This window comes from Synechococcus sp. BA-124 BA4 (assembly GCF_034931165.1).
On the sequence record NZ_JAYGIA010000065.1, the window covers coordinates 1 to 18,653 of the forward strand.

29 protein-coding genes and 1 tRNA gene are annotated in these 18,653 nt (G+C 66.5%); 16 read left to right on the forward strand and 14 right to left on the reverse strand.

All coding sequences use genetic code 11. From position 1 onward, the window contains the following. The first annotated feature begins 805 nt into the window (after window positions 1–805). Window positions 806–1,162 (forward strand): hypothetical protein, encoded by a 357-nt coding sequence (locus VB734_RS07045; protein ID WP_197164388.1) that lies wholly within the window; start codon window positions 806–808, stop codon window positions 1,160–1,162. 441 nt (window positions 1,163–1,603) lie between these two features. On the opposite strand, the gene VB734_RS07050 is transcribed toward VB734_RS07045, so the two are convergent. Further along, window positions 1,604–1,687: transfer RNA gene (locus VB734_RS07050), tRNA-Leu, on the reverse strand. A 57-nt stretch (window positions 1,688–1,744) separates the two neighbouring features. Between VB734_RS07050 and VB734_RS07055 the strand changes: the two genes are divergently transcribed. From VB734_RS07055 to feoB, 5 genes are read left to right on the forward strand one after another with little or no spacing between them, the layout of a single operon-like run. Next, entirely contained in the window at window positions 1,745–1,999 is a 255-nt protein-coding gene (locus tag VB734_RS07055) for an NAD(P)H-quinone oxidoreductase subunit L (protein WP_304623246.1), read from the forward strand. Next, entirely contained in the window at window positions 1,996–2,331 is a 336-nt protein-coding gene (locus VB734_RS07060) for a DUF3007 family protein (RefSeq protein WP_197164386.1), read from the forward strand. Before VB734_RS07055 ends, VB734_RS07060 begins: the two co-directional genes overlap by 4 nt. A 43-nt stretch (window positions 2,332–2,374) precedes the next feature. After that, window positions 2,375–3,205, forward strand: a complete 831-nt coding sequence (gene trpA / locus VB734_RS07065; RefSeq protein ID WP_197164384.1) for a tryptophan synthase subunit alpha — start codon at window positions 2,375–2,377, stop codon at window positions 3,203–3,205. An 8-nt stretch (window positions 3,206–3,213) separates the two neighbouring features. After that, window positions 3,214–3,867 (forward strand): DUF938 domain-containing protein, encoded by a 654-nt coding sequence (locus tag VB734_RS07070; RefSeq protein WP_197164382.1) that lies wholly within the window; start codon window positions 3,214–3,216, stop codon window positions 3,865–3,867. Continuing rightward, window positions 3,864–5,672: a ferrous iron transport protein B gene (gene feoB / locus VB734_RS07075; protein ID WP_197164380.1), complete on the forward strand. Its 1,809-nt coding sequence runs from the start codon at window positions 3,864–3,866 to the stop codon at window positions 5,670–5,672. Before VB734_RS07070 ends, feoB begins: the two co-directional genes overlap by 4 nt. Here feoB and VB734_RS07080 read toward each other — a convergent pair. Genes VB734_RS07080 through VB734_RS07090 form a run of 3 tightly spaced genes read right to left on the reverse strand, consistent with a single transcriptional unit; the run spans window position 5,608 to window position 6,258 of the window. Next, window positions 5,608–5,916, reverse strand: coding sequence for a FeoA family protein (locus VB734_RS07080; RefSeq protein WP_231594742.1), 309 nt, complete (start codon window positions 5,914–5,916; stop codon window positions 5,608–5,610). The genes feoB and VB734_RS07080 overlap by 65 nt on opposite strands. A gap of 16 nt (window positions 5,917–5,932) precedes the next feature. Beyond that, window positions 5,933–6,082: a hypothetical protein gene (locus tag VB734_RS07085; RefSeq protein WP_197164378.1), complete on the reverse strand. Its 150-nt coding sequence runs from the start codon at window positions 6,080–6,082 to the stop codon at window positions 5,933–5,935. Between the two features lie 11 nt (window positions 6,083–6,093). Further along, window positions 6,094–6,258, reverse strand: coding sequence for a hypothetical protein (locus VB734_RS07090; protein WP_322781462.1), 165 nt, complete (start codon window positions 6,256–6,258; stop codon window positions 6,094–6,096). A 276-nt stretch (window positions 6,259–6,534) separates the two neighbouring features. Between VB734_RS07090 and VB734_RS07095 the strand changes: the two genes are divergently transcribed. Further along, a complete protein-coding gene (locus VB734_RS07095) occupies window positions 6,535–6,921 on the forward strand; it encodes a molecular chaperone DnaJ (RefSeq protein WP_197164374.1) in 387 nt (128 codons plus the stop codon). Between the two features lie 78 nt (window positions 6,922–6,999). Next, window positions 7,000–7,269, forward strand: coding sequence for a YciI family protein (locus VB734_RS07100; RefSeq protein ID WP_197164373.1), 270 nt, complete (start codon window positions 7,000–7,002; stop codon window positions 7,267–7,269). Between the two features lie 24 nt (window positions 7,270–7,293). Here the strand turns inward: VB734_RS07100 and VB734_RS07105 are convergent, their stop codons facing one another. Continuing rightward, window positions 7,294–7,704 carry a c-type cytochrome gene (locus VB734_RS07105; protein WP_197164371.1) on the reverse strand — a complete coding sequence of 137 codons (411 nt, stop codon included), beginning with the start codon at window positions 7,702–7,704 and terminating at the stop codon, window positions 7,294–7,296. Between the two features lie 25 nt (window positions 7,705–7,729). Next, window positions 7,730–7,963: a DUF3136 domain-containing protein gene (locus tag VB734_RS07110; RefSeq protein ID WP_197164369.1), complete on the reverse strand. Its 234-nt coding sequence runs from the start codon at window positions 7,961–7,963 to the stop codon at window positions 7,730–7,732. A 167-nt stretch (window positions 7,964–8,130) separates the two neighbouring features. On the opposite strand from VB734_RS07110, the gene VB734_RS07115 reads away from it, so the two are divergent. Beyond that, window positions 8,131–8,610 (forward strand): GNAT family N-acetyltransferase, encoded by a 480-nt coding sequence (locus VB734_RS07115; protein WP_197164367.1) that lies wholly within the window; start codon window positions 8,131–8,133, stop codon window positions 8,608–8,610. Between the two features lie 10 nt (window positions 8,611–8,620). Continuing rightward, entirely contained in the window at window positions 8,621–9,205 is a 585-nt protein-coding gene (locus VB734_RS07120; RefSeq protein ID WP_197164365.1) for a Nif11 domain/cupin domain-containing protein, read from the forward strand. Here VB734_RS07120 and VB734_RS07125 read toward each other — a convergent pair. From VB734_RS07125 to VB734_RS07145, 5 genes are all read right to left on the reverse strand, one after another. Continuing rightward, entirely contained in the window at window positions 9,096–9,587 is a 492-nt protein-coding gene (locus VB734_RS07125) for a phosphate-starvation-inducible PsiE family protein (protein WP_197164363.1), read from the reverse strand. The two genes, VB734_RS07120 and VB734_RS07125, sit on opposite strands and share 110 nt — an antisense overlap. Next, on the reverse strand, window positions 9,587–9,808 hold the full coding sequence (locus VB734_RS07130) for a hypothetical protein (RefSeq protein ID WP_197164361.1): 222 nt from the start codon (window positions 9,806–9,808) through the stop codon (window positions 9,587–9,589). The genes VB734_RS07125 and VB734_RS07130 overlap by 1 nt, the downstream gene beginning before the upstream one ends. A gap of 108 nt (window positions 9,809–9,916) precedes the next feature. After that, a complete protein-coding gene (locus tag VB734_RS07135) occupies window positions 9,917–10,279 on the reverse strand; it encodes a hypothetical protein (protein ID WP_197164359.1) in 363 nt (120 codons plus the stop codon). Next, entirely contained in the window at window positions 10,279–10,701 is a 423-nt protein-coding gene (locus VB734_RS07140) for a YkvA family protein (RefSeq protein ID WP_231594741.1), read from the reverse strand. Before VB734_RS07140 ends, VB734_RS07135 begins: the two co-directional genes overlap by 1 nt. Before the next feature lie 95 nt (window positions 10,702–10,796). Further along, window positions 10,797–11,720 carry a sigma-70 family RNA polymerase sigma factor gene (locus VB734_RS07145; protein ID WP_197164357.1) on the reverse strand — a complete coding sequence of 308 codons (924 nt, stop codon included), beginning with the start codon at window positions 11,718–11,720 and terminating at the stop codon, window positions 10,797–10,799. 212 nt (window positions 11,721–11,932) lie between these two features. On the opposite strand from VB734_RS07145, the gene VB734_RS07150 reads away from it, so the two are divergent. Together VB734_RS07150 and VB734_RS07155 are read left to right on the forward strand one after the other, a co-directional pair. After that, the gene (locus VB734_RS07150) at window positions 11,933–12,439 is read left to right on the forward strand and encodes a DUF2214 family protein (RefSeq protein WP_197164355.1); all 507 of its coding nucleotides are present in this window, start codon (window positions 11,933–11,935) and stop codon (window positions 12,437–12,439) included. A gap of 9 nt (window positions 12,440–12,448) precedes the next feature. Further along, the gene (locus VB734_RS07155) at window positions 12,449–13,198 is read left to right on the forward strand and encodes a matrixin family metalloprotease (RefSeq protein ID WP_231594740.1); all 750 of its coding nucleotides are present in this window, start codon (window positions 12,449–12,451) and stop codon (window positions 13,196–13,198) included. Here the strand turns inward: VB734_RS07155 and VB734_RS07160 are convergent. After that, window positions 13,195–13,551, reverse strand: a complete 357-nt coding sequence (locus VB734_RS07160; RefSeq protein ID WP_370594562.1) for a hypothetical protein — start codon at window positions 13,549–13,551, stop codon at window positions 13,195–13,197. The two genes, VB734_RS07155 and VB734_RS07160, sit on opposite strands and share 4 nt — an antisense overlap. Window positions 13,552–13,588: 37 nt before the next feature. Beyond that, entirely contained in the window at window positions 13,589–14,287 is a 699-nt protein-coding gene (gene hisIE, locus VB734_RS07165; RefSeq protein WP_370594561.1) for a bifunctional phosphoribosyl-AMP cyclohydrolase/phosphoribosyl-ATP diphosphatase HisIE, read from the reverse strand. Between the two features lie 41 nt (window positions 14,288–14,328). On the opposite strand from hisIE, the gene VB734_RS07170 reads away from it, so the two are divergent. Genes VB734_RS07170 through VB734_RS07185 form a run of 4 tightly spaced genes read left to right on the forward strand, consistent with a single transcriptional unit; the run spans window position 14,329 to window position 17,817 of the window. Continuing rightward, entirely contained in the window at window positions 14,329–14,796 is a 468-nt protein-coding gene (locus VB734_RS07170) for a 6-carboxytetrahydropterin synthase (protein WP_197164353.1), read from the forward strand. 5 nt (window positions 14,797–14,801) lie between these two features. Continuing rightward, window positions 14,802–15,767 (forward strand): permease, encoded by a 966-nt coding sequence (locus VB734_RS07175; RefSeq protein WP_197166878.1) that lies wholly within the window; start codon window positions 14,802–14,804, stop codon window positions 15,765–15,767. After that, window positions 15,743–16,438, forward strand: coding sequence for a TIGR03943 family putative permease subunit (locus VB734_RS07180; protein ID WP_197164351.1), 696 nt, complete (start codon window positions 15,743–15,745; stop codon window positions 16,436–16,438). The genes VB734_RS07175 and VB734_RS07180 overlap by 25 nt, the downstream gene beginning before the upstream one ends. Next, window positions 16,435–17,817: a hypothetical protein gene (locus VB734_RS07185; protein ID WP_197164349.1), complete on the forward strand. Its 1,383-nt coding sequence runs from the start codon at window positions 16,435–16,437 to the stop codon at window positions 17,815–17,817. Before VB734_RS07180 ends, VB734_RS07185 begins: the two co-directional genes overlap by 4 nt. Here the strand turns inward: VB734_RS07185 and VB734_RS07190 are convergent. Continuing rightward, window positions 17,806–18,609, reverse strand: coding sequence for a metal ABC transporter permease (locus VB734_RS07190; protein ID WP_197164348.1), 804 nt, complete (start codon window positions 18,607–18,609; stop codon window positions 17,806–17,808). The genes VB734_RS07185 and VB734_RS07190 overlap by 12 nt on opposite strands. Window positions 18,610–18,653 lie beyond the last annotated feature (44 nt).

The following is an 18,653-nucleotide window of genomic DNA, read 5'->3' on the forward strand; positions in this document are numbered from 1 at the left end:
TGGGCCTTTACCGACGAAAGCTGGAACGATTGGCCAGTCACCGCATAGACGTGGGCATAGCCTGCACAAGTCCAGCTCAGACGCCCGTTACGGCGAGATATGGAGTCGGCCGTTTTTCAGGAGTCCCTACACAGAACACATCGATCGCTGAGTTGCCAATTCAGCGATCAGGGTTCATAATGGATCAATGGAGCTGCGCAATCAGCTTCCAAGCAGTCATCCCCTGACTGCTCCTGTTCACCCTCCGGAGAGGGTCACAGGACCTCCTGAGTTACACCACTCGGAGGGGCGCTACCCACCGTGTTGTTCACCACGGCTCCTGAGGCTCAGATCCTGGTCGATCGTAGGGGCTGGGAGTACAACTCACTCAGGCCGCATTCGACCTCCAGGGGCTGACGTCCCTGGAGGCAGCTCAACAGAGAGCTGCAGCATGACCACAACCACCCACTCTCATAAGGCCTGGTCCGATAAAGGGGTCACGTCAGTCATGCAAGAGACGAGGGCGTGGAGTATGTGCCCGAGGGTTGGCCGCCTTGTCGCCACTGAGAAGGATCGGCAGCTCGCAGGCTTCCATGATGAACTTGTCCTTCCTCTAGGGGGAGGCCTGTCCAGTTCCATGGGAACCCTTCACAATGTGCTGCCTCAAAACGGTATCGCGAGTGGATTGGTCGTTTTCATTTTCCGCGCAACATGACCGGCTGATTGCATCGTCCCCAGCCGCCGCGCTGCTCAGTCGGTTCTCCATTCCCTGACGCACCGCTCCATCGAGTGCAGCCGACTCTCGTGGTGGGCGCCGGGGTCCAGCATGATCAGCCGCCTGAGGGTCTCTGCGACGTTCATCGTCGACTCCCTCAACCCACTGCTCGATCTGCTCTGGTGTTCGGCCCTGGTTGCAGGGCAGTTTCTGCCAGGGTTCCTGCAGCGGTTGGCTCCCCTGTCGCAACAACTGCAGATTCCCCAGAAACCGGCTGAGCCTGAGCTGCTCCATACCGGCCTGCTCCGGATCGCTTGCCGCTGCCCTTGGTCTCTGCTGCTGGTGTTCCTGCCCGGACGGCAGACCCGCCAGGGAGGTCTGGCAGCGAGGAACCGTTTTCCGCTGGGTGACCGGACACTGCTGCACCGCAGCTCCTCCTGCCACTTCCGGAAGGCATCCGAGAGCTGACCGAGCGCCAGCAGGCACTGCCGCGGTGTGCGCGATGGGTGGTGACTGACGGTGATCACCACCAGCTCATCCCCAAGTGACTTCTTCCCCGCCACACTCCACTGCCACGGCTCTGGCCGGCCTCTCTCCCCTTGCGCTTCCTGACAGGCCTGCCTGCAGAACGGGCCACAGCAGCAACAGTTCAGTCGAGGCGTCAGCCTGGCTGTCAACGGTTTTCACGATGCACTGTGTGACCTTGCGAGAGACCTGACTGCCAAGATCCCGCTGAGCCCTGTTGATGCGCCCGAGATTGGGTTCATTGACAGGCACGGGCCCCCGAGCGAAACCATGACCACTCTGGTCGTCATTGGGCTTTTTTCTGATCAAAGCGTGACCAGTGGCTCAGAAGTCGCCAATTCGCTTGATCCAGCTGATTCACTGTGCTGCAGTGGTTCTGGGTGATGGGGGCAGGGGGACTTGAACCCCCACAACGTCGCCGTCTGCGGATTTTAAGTCCGCTGCGTCTACCAATTCCGCCATGCCCCCGGCTCTGGGATCCTAGATTCGCGGTACGTTGCCTCCACGGTCGTGCTGCTGCCCGGGTTGCTGAGCTCCATCACCATCGACCCGGGGTCGATCCCCCCCGACACTCTGCTCGTGCTCGGCGCCTATCTGGTTCTCGGCGGGGCCTACCTGGTGGTGGTGCCCCTGGCCCTCTATGCCTGGATGCACAAGCGCTGGACCGTGATGGGCAAGATCGAGCGCACAGCGGTCTACGGCCTGGTGTTTCTGTTCTTCCCCGGCCTGATTCTGTTCGCCCCCTTCCTGAATCTGCGCATGGCGGGTCAGGGGGAATGAATCGGGGCCAGGCACTGCTGATCGGGCTGGGGGTGTTCCTGGCCGGCGGGCTCGGCTACGCGGGTTTCAAAGCGGCGGGCTTCGAAGGGTTTTCCGCCGGCATCGCCGCGGAGGCGCTGCTGATTCTGCTGGTGATGGGCTGGACGGGGACCTACCTGCTGAGGGTGGTCACCGGAAAGATGAGTTTCATGGAGCAGCGACGCCGCTATCGCGCCGCCTTCGATGCCCTCACCACCGAAGAGCTGCAGAAGGAATTCGATGCCCTCAGCCCTGCTGAGCAGGAGAAGCTGCTTCGCGAGATCGGGCAGTGGAAGGACGACGCCGCAGCCTGACCCCATAGGCTCGGAGGATGCCCGCCTCCGCCCCTCGGCCCTGATGAGCGCAGCTCCAGCCACCGTCGCCAGCACCCCCATCCAGCGGTGCTTCACCGGGCTCCTGCAGCAGGGCCGCTGCGCCCTGATGCCGTTCCTGATGGCCGGGGATCCCGACCTGGCCACGACCCGGGCCACCCTTCTGGCCCTGCAGTCCGAGGGCAGCGATCTGATCGAGCTGGGCATTCCCTACAGCGATCCTCTGGCGGACGGACCGGTGATCCAGGCCGCCGCCGGCCGGGCCCTCGCCGCCGGCACCACCCCCACTGGGGTGCTGGAGATGCTCGCCAGCCTGAAGGGAGAGCTGACTCTGCCCGTGGTGCTCTTCACTTACACCAACCCGCTGCTCAACCGCGGTCTCGAGACCTTCTGCCGAGAGGCCGCCGCCGCCGGTGCTGCCGGACTGGTGGTGCCCGACCTGCCCCTGGAGGAAGCGGAGCGTCTCTCACCCATCGCCACCAGCCACGGCCTCGATCTGGTGCTTCTGGTGGCCCCCACCACCCCCGCCGGGAGGATGGCGAGGATTGCCGAGGCCAGCCGGGGGTTCACCTACCTGGTGAGCGTCACGGGGGTCACGGGGGTTCGCACGAGTCTGGAGAGCCGGGTGGGTGATCTGGTGCAGCAGCTCAAGGGCCTGGGTCCACGACCGGTGGCGGTGGGCTTCGGCATCTCGGGCCCCGAGCAGGCCCGTCAGGTCCGTGACTGGGGAGCGGATGGAGCCATCGTGGGCAGCGCTCTGGTGAACGTGATGGCAGCGGCCCATGAGCAGGGCTCGGATCCCGCGGCAGCGGCCGCGGACTTCATCGCCGGGCTGCGCAAGGCCCTCGACGCCTGAGACCGGCCATGGCAGCCGACGAGTTGAGCTTTTCTCTTCCCTGTTCGGAGGCCTGCGAACGCAACAAGGGACCGATCCTGGAGGTGCTGCGTCAGTGGTTGGAGAGGGGCCAGCGGGTGCTGGAGGTGGGTTCCGGCACCGGCCAGCACGCCGTGCACATCTGCCGGCATCTGCCGGTGGTGTGGCAGCCCAGTGAGCGGGCCATCAACCTGAGCGATCTGCGCCGACGCTGTCAGCTGGAGGGCCAGGCCAACGGGCCTCTGGGCTGGCTTCTCCCTCCCACCGAACTTGACGTGCTCCAGCCGCACTGGCCTGAAGGACCCTTCGACGCGGTGTTCAGTGCCAACACCATTCACATCATGCCCTGGAGCGCTGTGCCGAAGTTGCTCGAGGGCAGCGCCCGGGTGTTGCGGGAGTCAGGTCTGCTGCTGCTGTACGGCCCCTTTCACGACGGCGGCCGTCACACCAGCTCCAGCAACGTCGCGTTTGATCAGCATCTGCGCAGCCTTGATCCCGCCATGGGGGTTCGCGACGCTCATGAGCTCACCGTCATGGCCGCAGGCTGCGGATTGCAGGCCATCGACGATCTGGCGATGCCGGCCAACAACAGGCTGCTGGTGTTCCGCCGGCAGGCCGCAGCAGCCTCTGACCCTCGGCCATGACCAGTGCCCCTGCGGTGCAGGTGGCTCTGCTGGGGCTGCCCAACACCGGCAAATCGACGCTCTACAACAAGCTCACTGGAGGCCATGCCCACGTGGCCAACTGGCCTGGGCTCACGGTGGAGCTGATGCGCGGTGCCCTGCCCGCCGATGTCGCCGGCCGCCCCTACGACCTGATCGATCTGCCCGGCATCCACGACCTGCGCGGCGACAGTGAGGATGAAGCTGTGGTGCGCCGCTTCCTGGGCGCCACTCGCCCCGATCTGGCGGTGGTGGTGCTCAACGCCAGCCATGCCGATACCCAGCTGAGACTGGCGTTGGAGCTTCAGGCCACCGGACTGCCCCTGATCCTGGCGTTGAACATGGCCGATGAAGCGCAGCGCTTCGGCGTGAGGATCGACCATCAGCGCCTGTCTGCCGACCTGGGGCTGCCGGTGCTGTTGCTCAGCGCCCGTCAGGGCGAGGGACTGGACACGCTGCTGGAGTGCATCCACGGCCTTGATCAGCTGCAGCCCGCGCCCACCCGGCTGCTGCCCGAAGCGGAGCTGGAGGCACAGCAGGCGCAGCTGGTGGAGGGCTGCATCAAGGGTCACGACCGACCCAACCGGGATCCCCGGCAGGACCGTCTCGATCGGGTGCTGTTGCACCCACTCCTGGGACTCCTCAGTTTCTTTGTGGTGATGCTGGCTGTGTTTCAGCTGATCTATGCCGTGGGCGGACCGATCCAGTCCTGGCTGGGAACGCTGTTCGACGCTCTGGAGGCCCAGCTGCTGCAACCGGCCCTGCAGGGCCTGGGCCTGCCGGATTTTTTCCGTCGGTTACTCAGTGAAGGGCTGTGGATGGGTGCCACCACCGTGATCAGCTTCATGCCGATCATCTTTCTTTTTTACATGATGATCGCCCTGATCGAAGACTCGGGATATCTGGCCCGTTCGGCCTTTCTGATGGATGGAGTGATGCATGCACTGGGGCTCGATGGCCGCAGCTTCGTGCTGCAGATCATGGGCTTCGGCTGCAATGTGCCGGCCATCATGGGCACCCGGGTGATCCGTGAGAGGCCCCAGCGCTGGCTGGCAATGCTGATGATCCCGTTTTCGCTCTGCCAGGCCAGGCTCACGGTGTTCGTCTTCATGGCCGGAGCTTTCTTTCCAAGGCCCTGGTGGGCAGCTGGGGCGGTGATCTTCGGCTTCTACATGGTCAGTTTCGCAGCGGCTGTTCTCACCGCCCTTCTGTTCAAACGGGTGTTCCCGAGCCAGGGGGGGTTCGTCCTGGAATTGCCCCCTTACCGGACTCCCAGCCTGGGAACGGTGTTCAGCCGGGCCTGGCGTGAAATGGTGACCTTCTTCTTCACCACCCGCCGCTTCATCATCCTGGGGGTCATCGCCATCTGGCTGCTCAACAACCTTCCCCCAGGGGTGGATCACCTCTCCGGACAGTCACTGGCGGGTCAGATCGGTCGACTGGTGCAACCGCTGCTGGGACCGATCGGCATGACTCCTGAGCTGACCATCTCCCTGATCTTCGGCTTCATCGCCAAGGAAATCCTGCTGGGGGCCATGGCAGTCATCTACGCCACCCGCGAGAGTGCGCTGGCCGGCGCGGTGGTGGGGGCGATCCGACCGCTGCAGGCCCTCAGTTTCATGATGTTCACCCTTCTGTACACCCCCTGCCTCTCCACGGTGGCGGTGCAGCTGAGGGAAAGCCGCAGCGGCCGCTTCGTGGCACTGTCACTGGTGTGGTCGTTCAGCCTGGCCTGGGTGATGGCCTTCCTCCTGTACCAGGGGGGTCTTCGCCTGGGGTTGGACTGAGGGGAAGGGCCTCCATCTGGGCGGCGTCCCCACGGCGCAGCATGAAATCCAGCAGGCCCATGCGCAGGTGCAGGATGCCTCCCGGGCGCCCGCGGCGCACCACCACGAGGTGGCAGCCCGGCTTCACCCCCATGGCACGCAGGCGATTCCCGAGGCTGGGACGACTGGGGAGGCTGAGCAGCTCCAGCGGCTGATCGAGCGGCGCGTCGGCCAGGTTCATGTCCTGGTTCAGAGCTGCCTGCACTTAAGCAGCGCGGCGATCAGAGGCCGGTGTGCACGAGCAGTTCGCCGAGGGTGGCCGTGAGCGCTCCAACCAGGAGCAGGCGGGTGGTGCCGCCCAGGAGGCGGGAACAGATCAGGTAACGGATGGGAATCACAACGGGGTCTCCTTGAATCGGGAGGTCAGACACGGAGGGAGAGATCAGGCCCTGGCGGTGTCGAGCACCTGGAGCTGATCGAGTGTCAGGGCAAAGGCTGGTGAGCCATGGCGGGAGAGGGGCCAGCGGCGCACCCAGCAGGTCCTGGAGTCGAGGTCGATGCTGAGCACCTGATAGGTGTGATCAGGGCTGCTGGTGAGCCGGACCATCTGTCCTTGGTGGAGAGTCATGGGATGTGGGGAGTTCACTGGACTGTCCGGGCCCCGGTGCTTGGAGGCCGCAGGTTGTTGAACAAAAGGGTGACGGCGGCCGTGGGAGAACCCGGACTGCCAAGCAACGTAACGGAGTATTTCGGCGGCTTGACAAGCAGTCATTGTTCTGTAGTCACTGTTCGGGGATGAACACCTGGGACCCGGCTGCCCATGACGTTCAACTGAGCCCGTGGCTGGTGATGCATCAGGCTTGACTCACGAACGGTGATGGAGATGCCTCAGACGCTGCGTGAACCTGTCTCCCCCCTGGCGCGCAGCCGGCGAGCTGAGCAGGAGCCGAGCAAGGGGTTCGGGGCCAGCAAGGCCACACGAACCAGGAACGGCCGCTCCAAAAACCCGACCAAGGGAGGCAGGAAACGCCATCCGGTCCTGAGCAAGGCGGACTGGGGTCCCCTCGGCAAGCACCCCGACCTCGACGCCATCGTCGCCCGCCAACGCCTGCACCTGCCCCGCTGCGGCCGCATCACCCCCAGCGCCGTGACCCGTGCCTGGAAGCTGGCAGCCGCCGAGCACCATCCCGACCGCGGCGGCCAGCACGACACCATGCAGCTGGTCAACGGCGCGCGCGACCTGCTCCTGGGCCGGGGCGTGAAGGGCTGAGATCAGGGAGTTCGGTGGTTCCACAACCCAGCGCACCCTTAACCTTCCCCAGCGGAAGCAGTCCCACAGGGGCAATCGATGGCCAAATTCGTCCTCTGGGGCACCTACAGCTCCGATGCTCTCGAGCGGCGCGGGCCCTTCCGGGACGAGCATCTGGCGGGGCTTCAGCTGCAGAAGGAGGAGGGGGTGCTGCTCACCCTCGGGCCCACCGCCTGCACCACCCGGGTGTTCGGTCTCTATGAAGCCGAGAACCAGGAGCAGGTGGAGGCCCTGGTGAAAGGGGATATCTACTGGAAGCAGGGGATCTGGACCAGCGTCGAGGTGTATCCCTGGATTCAGGCCTTCTGAACTCCCGCAGCAACCTTCGGTTCATCACGCTGTTGGACCTGCGCTGGGCGGTGTCGGTGACGCCCAGTTCTGCAGCGCCTGCTGCCACACCCAGGCAGCCACCGCCTCAGCTCCCCCTGGTCCAAGCACCTCTCCATAGCCCGACATCTGGCCCAGACCAGTGGAGGCGATAGAGGCGATGGCCTCTGGCCCTGTGATGCCGTTGCGCTCCAGAACCTTGAGCTTGAGGGTCTTGCCGCGGCGCAGGATGTTACCGCCGTTGATGTGGCAACCGGCGCAGTGGTTCGCGAACAGGCTCTCGCCGGAAACCGCCGCCGTGTCACCCCACACCGGCCGGGGCCACCAGAGCAGCAGCAGCAGGCCAAGCAACGCCAGGAACCCAAGCCAGCGGCGCCAGGCCGGTGGTCCTGAGGTGGGTGAATGGATCGAGGACATCCGGGCTCGCGTCGTGCCAGGACGTTCAGTCTGACCGCTGTTCAGACGACAGGGCCCGCAGATAGCGGCGGTACAGATCCTCCGGGGAGCGGTACCGGTGGGGCAGCGAGCCGTGCAGGGCGCTGAGGTTGTGCCAGCAGAGCGTGCGCTCGATGCGCTCGAGGCTGCGTCCGTCGGCCACCAGCCGCCTGAGGGCCTGGCAATAGGCCGAAAAGCCCGCTTCCAGTTCACCGATGCTGAGCGGTCGTGAGTCGGCCATGGCGATCCCTGGCGCTCACCGTGTGGGCACGGGCGAACGCTGAACCTGAATCCACGCTATATAGCAGGCCGCGCGACACCGGGCGAATACCAGCCTCCACCGGCAAAGTTGTCTCAAATTGTTGGGCGGCCCCGATACCTTCCGAACAGCCAGCCAGGGGTCTCCCCATGCCTAGCCTGCGACCGCTCACCCCCCACGATCTCGAAGCGGTCCGCGAGGTGTACCGCGACGCGGTGCTCAGCCAGGCCCCGCTTCTCTACACCCCTGAACAGGTGAAGGCCTGGGCGGATGTGGTGCTCGAGAACTCCAGCCTGGCCACCATCCTGGAGCAGGGTGTGGGACTGGCCAGCTGCTCCGGCGCCGGCTCGGTGATCGAGGCCTTTGCGGTGCTGGAGCCAGCCGATCGGATCTCACTGCTCTACTGCCGGGGACGGGCCAGCCGCCAGGGACGGGCCACAGCCCTGCTGCAGGCCCTCGAAGCCCTCGCCAGGGGCTACGGCAGCAGGCGGCTGCGCACCGAGGCCAGCTTCCTCTCGCGCCCCTTGTTCGAGCGGCAGGGCTGGTGCGTGGACTGGATCGAGGAGCTCACGATCGCCTCGGTACCCTTTCGCCGCTTCCGTATGGTCAAGGATCTGCCGCACGACTGAGCGCCCTGCCATGGCCGAGGAGCAGCTGCAGGCCTTTCTCGAGAAAGTGCGCCAGCTCAACGCCTTCGTGGCCCAGAGCGAAGCACGGCCCGACCTGCGCGCGGCCCTCGCAGCCTGCTCCAGCCACCACGAGGTGGTGGCCCTGGCGCGGGCCCAGGGCTATGAGATCGGCAGGCGCTGGGGAGAACCGGTCCCCGGGCCAGGGGCGACTGCAGGACAGGACAATCTGCTGGACAGCCCCTGTCCTCCAGCGGGAGAGGAACGGATGGATGTCCTGCTGGAGGGCCCGGGCCTGCGGCTGGAGCGGATTCACTCCTGTGCCCACAGCACCGCCTTGGGCCGGTGGTACGACCAGCCGGAGACCGAGTGGGTGCTGCTGCTTCGCGGCAGTGCCAGGTTGCGCTTCGAGGATGAGGCCGAAGCGCGTGATCTGGCCATAGGCGACAGCCTCCTGATCACGCCCCGTCGCCGCCACCGGGTGGTGGCTACTGATCCGGATCCCGGAACACTTTGGCTCGCCCTCTTCTGGACGTCTTCTCCATCAGGGTGGAGGAGCGCACCAGCCAGTAGCCTGCCGACAGGCTCACCACCGTGATCCCCAGGCCGACCAGCAGCAGTGGCTTGTCTTCGGCACCGGGCTGAAGCACGATCACTTTTCGCGCCACGGCCGTCAGGGCGGTGAGCAGCACCAGCTCGATCTGAACCACATGGTGGCGCAGGTAGGCGGTGACGTTCTGAAGCACCTCCAGGGCGATCAGCACGGTGAGGACATCACCGAGGATCTTGATCAGATCATTCCCCAACCAGCCGGTGCCTGGATTGAAGAACTCCTGAAACACCCGATAAATCAGCTGTGAGGTGGCAGCGATGAGCACCACGCAGAGCAGGATCGAGAGCACCTTGGCCAGTTGGCGCTCGAATCGATCGACAATCGCCAGAAACGAGCCGTCGTCGAAGAGACGGGAGAATCTGGCCATCAGTTGTTGAAGGGCTCGAACTGGGGTCGAGCAGGGGTGTCCCCTGGAGGGTTCTTGAGCCTGGTGCCGCAGGTGACCGACCCATCCTTGGGATCAGTGACGCAGTCGGTGGGCTCCACCTGTGTGGGTTCACCCACGTTGCTGCCAGGGCCGAGCTGGTAACGCAGGCTCTGGGCCTGCAGGGCTGAAGGGGCCAGGAGGAGCAGGGCGACGACCGCCATCCACAGTGGCGCGGCTGACTCTGGAATCAGACCTGGGCTCGTCAGGGTTGGTGGGGACGTGGGTGCCATGGGAAGCATCGTGGCTGATGCCACTCTGCCTTCCGGAGGCTAGATCCGACGGTCCTGCCGGATCTCCTCAAGCAGGAGATCCAGCTGACTTGGGGAAATCTCTCCAGCCTCACTCGAAGGGCCTTCGTCCACCTCACTGCGTTGCCAGAGCTCCTCGATGCCACAGAGGCGGGCGGCCAGAGCGCTCAGTCCCCCCTGGGCGTGAAGCTGAAGGAGATGATCGAGCAGCACCGGCATCCGGATCGACTCAGCCCTCAGGGCCCGACGCAGATCGGCCTGAGTGCGTCCCTGGTGGCGCAGCCAGTCCTTGAGGAAGGTCTGGAGATCCTCCAGCTCTTCGCTGCTGAAGGATCCAGGAGCGACGGGTGCCGTGCTGACGGGTGGGGTGCTGTGGTCTGGCATCAACGACCGGGAGGAAACCAGCGATCCAGCTTGCGCCGGGCCCTGGAGCGGATGTCGGGGGTCAGGTGGCGCCCTGTCAGGCCAAGCAATGCCGTGAGCGCGACCAGATCATCGCTGAAGCCGGCTGCGGGGATGAAATCGGGGATGAGATCGAAGGGCAGCAGCAGGTAGGTGAGGGCTGCCAGCATCGTCAACCGAACCTGGCTCGGGGTGTTGCCATCCAGCAGCAGTTCCAGACACTCCAGGGCCGGCAGGGCGATCGCCCTGCCGGCTCGGCGCAACAGGCGTCGCAGCACTCCTTCATCGACGACTGTGCTCTCCAGCACTTCCGCTTCCACGGTGGTCTGATCTCCCGAACCTGAGTCTCCTGTGGAGGAGGACCCGTCGGAGAAATCGGAAAGGCCGGCGTCGGATGGAGCCATAGCTCGCTCTGGGAGCATTGGACACCCCCATCATCGTCAGCTGAGCCTGAGCGGACAAGGACGGTTTCAGTCCTGTTTGGGACGGTGATCCGGCCCTAGCCCGCTTCCACGAGGCCACTCTGGACTCCGGCCTTGCGCAGCTTGCGCAGGGCCCGCTGCACCACCTGACGGCAATACTCACGGCTGCAGCCCAGCTGACGCGCCACTTCGGCGAGGGTGCGCCATTCGTGGCCGCCATCAAGCCCGAAACGCAGCATCACCACCGTGCGCTCCCGGGGGGTGAGGTTCGAGACGTCCAGCAATCTCCACACCGATGCGCTGCGCTCGGCCAGCTCGGCCCGCTCCATGGGGGGCATTTCATCACTCGCCAGCACATCCACCAGCTCGGTGGGATCCGACTTGGATTTGACCACTCCCTGCAGGCTGACCGTGACACTGCGCAGTTCACAGGACAGCAGGTCCTCCACTTCCGTGAGGGGAAGATCCAGGCTGGCGGCCAGTTCCTTCGGTGAGGCGGTCAGTCCGTTGGCCTGCAGAAGGCGTGCCTTGGCGGCACGCAATCTGGTGAGTTTTTCATTCACATTCACCGGGATACGGATCGTGCGGCTCTGGGTGGAGAGGGCACGGTTCAGTCCCTGACGAATCCACCAGTAGGCATAAGTGCTGAATCGGTGACCGCGAGTGGGGTCGTACTTCTCGACGGCCCGCACCAGCCCCAGGGTCCCTTCCTGGATCAGATCGAGAAGATCCAGACCCTTGCCCTGATAACGCTTGGCCAGATTCACCACCAGGCGCAGATTGGCCGTGATCATCTGATCCTTGGCCCGCTCGCCCGTGCGGATGGTGCGGCGCTCCACATCGCTGTACTCACAGGCTTCGCCGTAGCCACCGGCCTGGGCACAACGCTCATTGAGCGCGATCATCGCCTGCACCTTGCGCCCGAGAGTGAGCTCCTGGGATGGGGTGAGCAGTTGATGTCGTCCGATCTCTCCGAGAAAGGCACTCAACGAACTGGCCATGACTCACCTCGAAGCTTTGTTGAATCTAGAGCGGAAATTCAATTGAACCAAAATCACCTGAAAGGCTTCCAACTTCCAACTTGCTTCGGTATTCGGAATTAATTTCGAATGTGGTTTGCAGGACAGAGCTCCGGGACGATCGTCTGCACTGGCGTCTCAGTGCCGCCCCCGGGTCGCTACCGTCATGGCCCCGATCGATCACGGCCCTGGCCATGACTGCCCTGGTTCATCTGCCCGCCGCCCTGGTGCTGCCCACCGGCGTGCTGCCCAGTGCGGCCGTGGCCTATGTCCACTACCTCAGCTTCATGGTCTGCTTCGGAGCCCTGGTGCTGGAACGCCGTCTGATCCGGCCGGATCCCGATCGCTCGGTGGCCATCACCATGGTGATCACTGACATCGTCTACGGGATCGCCGCCCTGCTGGTGCTCCTCAGCGGGATCCTGCGGGTGCTGCACTACGGCCAGGGCAGCAGCTTCTACACCGAGAATCCACTGTTCTGGTGGAAGGTGGGGATGTATCTCAGTGTGGGAGCCCTCTCGCTCTACCCCACAGTCACCTACATCCTCTGGGCCCTGCCCCTGCGCAAGGGCGAGCTGCCCAAGGTGAGCCAGGGGCTGGCCACCCGGCTGGCATGGATTCTCAACATCGAGCTGGTGGGTTTCGCCACCATCCCCCTGCTGGCCACCCTGATGGCCCGCGGTGTGGGTCTGCCGGGCTGAGGGCGCTCAGTGCCCCGCTTCCTTCTGTCACGGCATGGTCGAGGTCGGGCCACCCTTGTCCTGAGCGTCCTGATTCTGGTCGCACCGGTTGCAGCAGGAGAGGAGAGCTGCCCCGTTGCCGACGCCAGCCGTCCTGCCCGACCCGCTCCCCCTACGGCAGAGGTCGAGGCTTCCACCCCGAGCCCAGCAGCAGCCGGGGAGCCCGGAGCCCACGACTACCGGCACGTCCTGGAGGCCACACCGCTGGGCTGGCCACGGCTCGATCGCTGGTGTGTCTGGGTGCAGCCCCTCGGGGAAGAGGGGCCCGGCTCCCGATTCGAGCAGCGCTGGCAGCAGGGCGTCAACGCTGCTCTGACCAGCTGGGCCTCGGAACTCACCCTGGTGAGGGTCAGTGATCCCTCCAGGGCCCAGATCCTGATCCAGCGGCGGCGGCCGCCGCTCCTGGACGCCCAGGGCCGACGTCGGGCCAGCCATGGCCGGGCCCTGCTGGAGCTGCTGGAGGTGCAGCGCCAGGGGACCTGGCGCCTGGAACCCCGTGTGGAGGTGCTGCTCAGCCCCGATCAGCGACTGGACGCCCTTCAGGCCACCGCGCTGCATGAGCTGGGCCACGCCATCGGGCTCTGGGGCCACAGCGATGAGCCCACCGATGCGATGGCGGCCGTACCCGGCGCCAAGCCGGTACTCAGCCTCAGCGCTCGCGATCGGGCCACCGTGCGCTGGCTGTACCGACAACCAAGCCGTTTCGGACTGCCGCCCTAGGGCGTGTGCTGATGGTGTTGATGACCGGGATCCCTGGCCGGATCCACCGGCAGGGCCACAGGCGGGGTCGCCGGTGCGTTCAGCCGCACCAGTCCATGACCTTCGAGTCCGGCCCACCACACACCCATGGTGGTGACCCCAGCGGTGAGCACCCCCATGTTCACCACCGCCGCCGACACCAGTCCCATCGAGACAGCCCCGAGGCTGATCACCCCCATCGGCACCACGCCGATGGCCACCACCCCCATGGGAACGATCCCGATCGAGATGATCCCCAGGGGGGCGACGCCAGTGGCCACGAGCGGCGGTCGGCCTCCGCAGTTGGCGGAGGGGTCCTGGGGCGTGGGAACCAAGGGGCTGGGCGCAAGTGCTCCGACCCTATTCGCGGCTTCAACTCCGGCGCGGAGCGCCACGGCGGGCGGCGAGCACCTCCAGCACCCGCCGCCACTCGACCCCGTGCCGGGCCAGGGCCACCTGGATGTGAAAAATCAGATCGGCCGCTTCACCGGCGATGCCATCGGCCTCGTCGTCCTTGCAGGCCATCACGAACTCGGCACTCTCCTCACCGATCTTCTTGAGGATGCGGTTGTCCCCCCCCTCCAGCAGACGGTTGGTGTAGCTCCCATCGACGGGGTGATCCCGGCGATCCCTGATCTGCCTGGCGAGCTCGGTGCAGGCATCCGCCGGAGGGTCGGCCGACTCCGGCGTGCCGACCGCCTGAGGCGGAACAGCCGTGAAGAAGCAACTGCGCGTGCCCGTGTGGCAGGCCACATCGCCCACCTGCTCCACCGTCAGCAGCAGCACGTCGCTGTCGCAGTCGTAGCGGAGGCCCTTCAGCCGCTGCAGATGACCACTGGTGGCTCCCTTGTGCCACAGCTCGGACCTGGAACGGCTCCAGTAGTGAACCTCGCCCGTGGCCAGGGTCCGCTGGATCGACTCCAGGTTCATCCAGGCCAGCATGAGCACCGCCCCATCGAGCCAGTCCTGGGCGATGGCGGGGATCAGGCCGGCCGCATCGAAGCGCAGCTGATCCAACCAGGGGACTGGATCGGCCCCGATCGGGCTGCGGGGCTGAAATGATGCCTCCAAGGAGGGGAGTCCGGCTGCTGAGATCCTCTCCCATCCCGGCGATGGCCCTGTTCACCTGCTCGAAACAGTTCAGCGGGTATCCCTGCTGCCACCGCCAGTGGAGGCACCCGGGACACTGCCGCTACGTGCATGGCTACAGCCGCAGCTTCACCTGCTGGTTCCGCGCCCGTCAGCTCGATGCCAACGGCTTCGTGGTGGATTTCTCGGGCCTCAAGGAGCTGGAGGTCCGGCTGGCAGGGCAGTTCGACCACACCTTTCTGGTGAATGCCGATGACCCGTTGCTGGAGCACTGGCGCTCGCTGCACGATCTGGGGGCCCTCGACCTGCGCGTGATGGCCAACGTCGGGATGGAGAGCAGCGCCGAGCTGGTCTGGTGCTGGGCCAACGAGCTCCTGCAGGCCCGCGACGACGGCCGCAGCTGCTGCTGGAAGGTGGAGGCGCGCGAGAACGAACGCAACGCCGCCTGCTATGAGGCATCCCCTGCGTGGTTCGACCTGGAGAGGCCGTGACGGGTGTGGAGCGGCTGGCCACCACCTGGGCGCTGTTCCAGGCCTTGCTGGTGGAGGCGATGCCCTTTCTGCTGATCGGGGTGGCTCTCTCCAGTCTGGCCCGCTGGATCAGCCCCGGAGGGCAGTGGGTGCGGGCCCTGCCAGCCCACCCGCTGCTGGGCCCCCTGAGCGGCGCGGCCCTGGGCTTTGCCCTGCCCGCCTGCGAATGCGGCAACGTGCCCATGGCGCGGCATCTCCTGGTGAAAGGGGCACCGATCGCCACCGCCCTGGGGTTTCTGTTCGCGGCTCCGGTGCTCAATCCGATCGTGCTGGCCAGCACCTGGGCCGCCTTTCCTGATCAGCCCTGGCTCCTGGCAGCACGGCCCCTGGGGGCCGTGCTGATCGCCGTGACTCTGGCCACGCTGCTGCGGTTCCTGCCTGAAAGTCAGCTGTTGCAGCCAGCCCTGCTGGAGGAGCGGCGTCTGAGTCAGCCCCTCGGGGAGGTGACCCTGCTGGAGCGGCGCAGTGGCCTGATCGGTGCTCCGGCCAGCGGCTCCACACCAGCCGTGCTGGGATCGAGCCGCCGCCCCCCCCTCGGCCAGGTGCTCTCCCACGGCGGCAGCGAGTTTCTGGAGCTGGCCCTGCTGTTGGTGATGGGTTGTGCCATCGCCGCCCTGGTTCAGACCCTCGTGCCCCGCCAGTGGCTGATCGCGGTGGGGGGCGCCCCCACCCTCTCGATCCTGAGCCTGATGCTGCTCAGCCTGGTGGTGTCCGTGTGCTCCAGCGTGGATGCCTTTCTGGCCCTGGGATTTGCGGCTCAGGTCACCCCCGGGGCGGTGCTGGCCTTCCTGCTGCTGGGGCCGGTGATGGACCTCAAGCTGGTGGGTCTGTTCGGCATCCTGCTGCGGCCGCGCGCCATCCTGCTCACGGCCGGGGCGGCGTCCCTGGTGGTCTTGCTGATCGGTCAATGGGTCAATCTGGTCCTGCTCTGAGCCATCAACGGCTCAAGGCCCTGGCTCTGGGCCTTTGGGGCCTCGCGCTGCTGCAGAGCGCCCTGAGCGGACGCCTCGATCTGCTCCTGAGGTCGGTCTTTCATCCACTCGTTTGGGGCAGCGGGATCCTGCTGCTGCTGCTGGCCGCGGTGGAGATGAGCGGCCGCTGGCGGAACGACAGCCGCAGGAGCGGGCGCATGACTTCTCTGCTGAGCATCGGTGCGGCACTGGCGGTGATGGTCCTGCCCCCCCGCCCCTCCTTCTCCGGTCTGGCCGCCAACCGCCAGGCCAACCTGCTGGAGGAGCCCGGCCTGAGCTTCGTGCTCCCCCCCGCCCAGCGCAGCCTCACCGACTGGGTGCGCCTGCTGCGCAGCGATCCGGATCCGGATCTCTACGCCGGAGATGCGGTGCGGATCAGCGGCTTTGTGCTGCCGGTGCCCGGTGAGGACCCTCACCTCGCCCGTCTGCTGGTGCGCTGTTGCCTGGTGGATGCCGTGCCGGTGGGGCTGCCGGTGCGCTGGCCCGCCGGTCAGCCCAGCCCCCGGGCTGACCAGTGGCTGCGCCTGGAGGGGGTGATGGTGAGCGAATCGGTGGGAGGCCGCCAACGCAGCGTGGTGGAAGCCCGGCGGGTGGAGCCGATCCCCAGGCCCCGCCAACCGCTGGAGCCATGAGGGTGTCTCCACTGCACTGGTGGCGCCGGCAGAAGCGCCTGAGAGTGATGCTGATCGTCGCTGTGGCCGTGGCTCTGCTGCAGCAGCAACTGCTCTGGCACCGGCCCCCACGCCTGCTGGAGCTGCGCCAGGCCAGCGCCAGCTCCGGACCGGCGGCTCTGAGCTTGCGCTTCAGTCGGCCGATGCGGGCTCCCAGCGTGGCCACGAGCAGCCAGCTGCAACCGCCCCTGCCCTTCAGCATCCAGGGGGAGGGCAATCCGCTGCTGCTGCTGCCCGCCGTCGGGACCCGCATTGAAGAACCCCTGCAGTTGCGGCTGGAGGGGCGCGACCAGCGGGGGCTGTCCCTTCCCCCCCAGCGCTGGTTCTGGGATCCCCGCCCCGATCTGCTGGCCGTGGTGCCCGTGCCCGGAGGCGAGCAGGTGCGACTTCGCACAGCCGGGGGGGCCTGGAGGCCCCTGACTCCCGTATGGCCCTCCATCCCCCAGACCGTGGCCCTCGGCGATGGCTCGGGTCTTGGAGTCGTCAGCCGCGACCTGCAGGGGGGCCATCGGGTCTGGAAGCTCGAACTGAAGCGCCGGCACCTGGCCCCACGCTCCAGCGAACTGGCTCCAGCCCAGGTTGGGGCCCTGGAAGCCTTCAGTTCCGAGAGCTTTGTGTTCGCCAATTTGAGCAGCAACGCCAGCGGCGATCTGCTGGTGCAGGCGGCCGCCCAGGCCCAGGGGCCTGAGCCCCCGCAGGAGGAGGTGGTGCTGTGGGAGCGCAACGGCAGCCGTCGCCGTCTGGAGCTGGACCCCCGCGGGCCGATTGCCCTGGTGCCCCAGGGGGGAGCGCTGGTGGTGCCCGAGGCCGATGGCCTGGCGCTGAGGACCCTTCCCCCACGTCCGGAGCGCCGCCAACTGCTGCCGGGCAGCCGCGATCTCAGCAGTTTCTGCCCCGTCGCGGGCCGGGCCCTGCTCAGCCGCCACTGGCCCGACTTCCGCCGCTCCCTGGAGCTGGTGGAGCCGGCCCAGGCGCCCAGAACCCTCTGGCTGGGGCCGGAGGCTCTGCTGGCCAGTGCCTGCTCCAGGGGAGGCGAGCGGGTCTGGGCCCTGCTGCTCGATGGAATCGAGCGGCCCGAGCTAACCATCCTCGCCCTCCGCCGCGGGGGCGGCGAACGGCGGCAACGCCTGGAGGGCTGGGAACTGGAGCCGGGCACCGGCCTGAGCTACGACCCCACCACCGACCGCTTGCTGCTGGCCCTGCGACCCCTGCAAAGCTCAAAACCGGCGCCGGGCACCTCCCGAGCGGAACCCCAGGCTGCCCTGATCGATGCCACCAGCCTGGAGCTGACCCTTCTCAAGGGTCCGGTGCGACAGGTGAGCTGGCTCTCACCGGGCTGACCCTCGGCGGTGCAGCACCAGGGGCAGCAGCAGCAGGCTCAGCACGCCGATCAGGGGCCCGGGAGGCAGGTTGATGGCTGGCTGGATCGCCAGCAGAAAGCCACTGCCGGCCAGCAAGGAACCGATCAGCGCCCCCCGCAGCAGAGCCTGGCGCAGGCTGATCGCCCCCTCCAGGGCCAGCAGAGCCGGCGCCCCCATCAAAGCAATCACCAGAACCACCCCCACGGCTGTCATCGCGCTCACCACCGTCAGGGCGGTCACAAGGGTGAGCAGCAGGCGCAGGCGTCCCACCGCCAGCCCGGAGCTGGCTGCCCCCAGAGGGTCCACACCGAGAAACACCAGCTGGCGGTAGCGGAACGCCAGCAGCACCAGCACCGCCAACAGCGACAGGCCGGTGCGCAGCAGATCCGGTAGTCCAGCCGCGAGCAGATCACCGAAGAGCACGGCTTCGAGGTTCACCCGGATGCGCAGCAGCGGAATCAGCAGCACCCCAAGACCCAGAAATCCGGCCAGCACCGTGTTCAGCACCGCCTCATCGCCACGGCCGCCGGAGCTGGCGGGCCGGCTGAACCGCTCCGCCAGCAGGGCGCCAGCCACCCCGCTCACCACACCACCCAGACCTGGATCGAGGCCCAGCGCCAGCGCCACCGCCAGACCGGGCAGCACCGCATGGGAGATGAGGTTGGCCTGGAACAGTCGCCCCTGCACCAGCAGAAGGGTGCCCGCCAGGGGGCAGAGCAGGCCGCTGAGCAAGGCCAGGGCCAGTGGCAGTATCCACCAGCTCGCGCTCATCGGGCTGCCACTGGGCGAAAGAACGGGGCCGGTCTGCATAAGAT

Bases quoted from the DNA above. Each gene is read 5' to 3' on its own strand.
- VB734_RS07045 (WP_197164388.1), top strand. From the start codon at position 806: ATGATCAGCCGCCTGAGGGTCTCTGCGACGTTCATCGTCGACTCCCTC.
- VB734_RS07060 (WP_197164386.1), top strand. From the start codon at position 1,996: ATGAATCGGGGCCAGGCACTGCTGATCGGGCTGGGGGTGTTCCTGGCC.
- trpA (WP_197164384.1), top strand. From the start codon at position 2,375: ATGAGCGCAGCTCCAGCCACCGTCGCCAGCACCCCCATCCAGCGGTGC.
- VB734_RS07070 (WP_197164382.1), top strand. From the start codon at position 3,214: ATGGCAGCCGACGAGTTGAGCTTTTCTCTTCCCTGTTCGGAGGCCTGC.
- feoB (WP_197164380.1), top strand. From the start codon at position 3,864: ATGACCAGTGCCCCTGCGGTGCAGGTGGCTCTGCTGGGGCTGCCCAAC.
- VB734_RS07090 (WP_322781462.1), bottom strand. From the start codon at position 6,258: ATGGTCCGGCTCACCAGCAGCCCTGATCACACCTATCAGGTGCTCAGC.
- VB734_RS07095 (WP_197164374.1), top strand. From the start codon at position 6,535: ATGCCTCAGACGCTGCGTGAACCTGTCTCCCCCCTGGCGCGCAGCCGG.
- VB734_RS07100 (WP_197164373.1), top strand. From the start codon at position 7,000: ATGGCCAAATTCGTCCTCTGGGGCACCTACAGCTCCGATGCTCTCGAG.
- VB734_RS07105 (WP_197164371.1), bottom strand. From the start codon at position 7,704: ATGTCCTCGATCCATTCACCCACCTCAGGACCACCGGCCTGGCGCCGC.
- VB734_RS07110 (WP_197164369.1), bottom strand. From the start codon at position 7,963: ATGGCCGACTCACGACCGCTCAGCATCGGTGAACTGGAAGCGGGCTTT.
- VB734_RS07115 (WP_197164367.1), top strand. From the start codon at position 8,131: ATGCCTAGCCTGCGACCGCTCACCCCCCACGATCTCGAAGCGGTCCGC.
- VB734_RS07120 (WP_197164365.1), top strand. From the start codon at position 8,621: ATGGCCGAGGAGCAGCTGCAGGCCTTTCTCGAGAAAGTGCGCCAGCTC.
- VB734_RS07125 (WP_197164363.1), bottom strand. From the start codon at position 9,587: ATGGCCAGATTCTCCCGTCTCTTCGACGACGGCTCGTTTCTGGCGATT.
- VB734_RS07130 (WP_197164361.1), bottom strand. From the start codon at position 9,808: ATGGCGGTCGTCGCCCTGCTCCTCCTGGCCCCTTCAGCCCTGCAGGCC.
- VB734_RS07135 (WP_197164359.1), bottom strand. From the start codon at position 10,279: ATGCCAGACCACAGCACCCCACCCGTCAGCACGGCACCCGTCGCTCCT.
- VB734_RS07140 (WP_231594741.1), bottom strand. From the start codon at position 10,701: ATGGCTCCATCCGACGCCGGCCTTTCCGATTTCTCCGACGGGTCCTCC.
- VB734_RS07145 (WP_197164357.1), bottom strand. From the start codon at position 11,720: ATGGCCAGTTCGTTGAGTGCCTTTCTCGGAGAGATCGGACGACATCAA.
- VB734_RS07150 (WP_197164355.1), top strand. From the start codon at position 11,933: ATGACTGCCCTGGTTCATCTGCCCGCCGCCCTGGTGCTGCCCACCGGC.
- VB734_RS07170 (WP_197164353.1), top strand. From the start codon at position 14,329: ATGGCCCTGTTCACCTGCTCGAAACAGTTCAGCGGGTATCCCTGCTGC.
- VB734_RS07180 (WP_197164351.1), top strand. From the start codon at position 15,743: ATGGGTCAATCTGGTCCTGCTCTGAGCCATCAACGGCTCAAGGCCCTG.
- VB734_RS07185 (WP_197164349.1), top strand. From the start codon at position 16,435: ATGAGGGTGTCTCCACTGCACTGGTGGCGCCGGCAGAAGCGCCTGAGA.
- VB734_RS07190 (WP_197164348.1), bottom strand. From the start codon at position 18,609: ATGAGCGCGAGCTGGTGGATACTGCCACTGGCCCTGGCCTTGCTCAGC.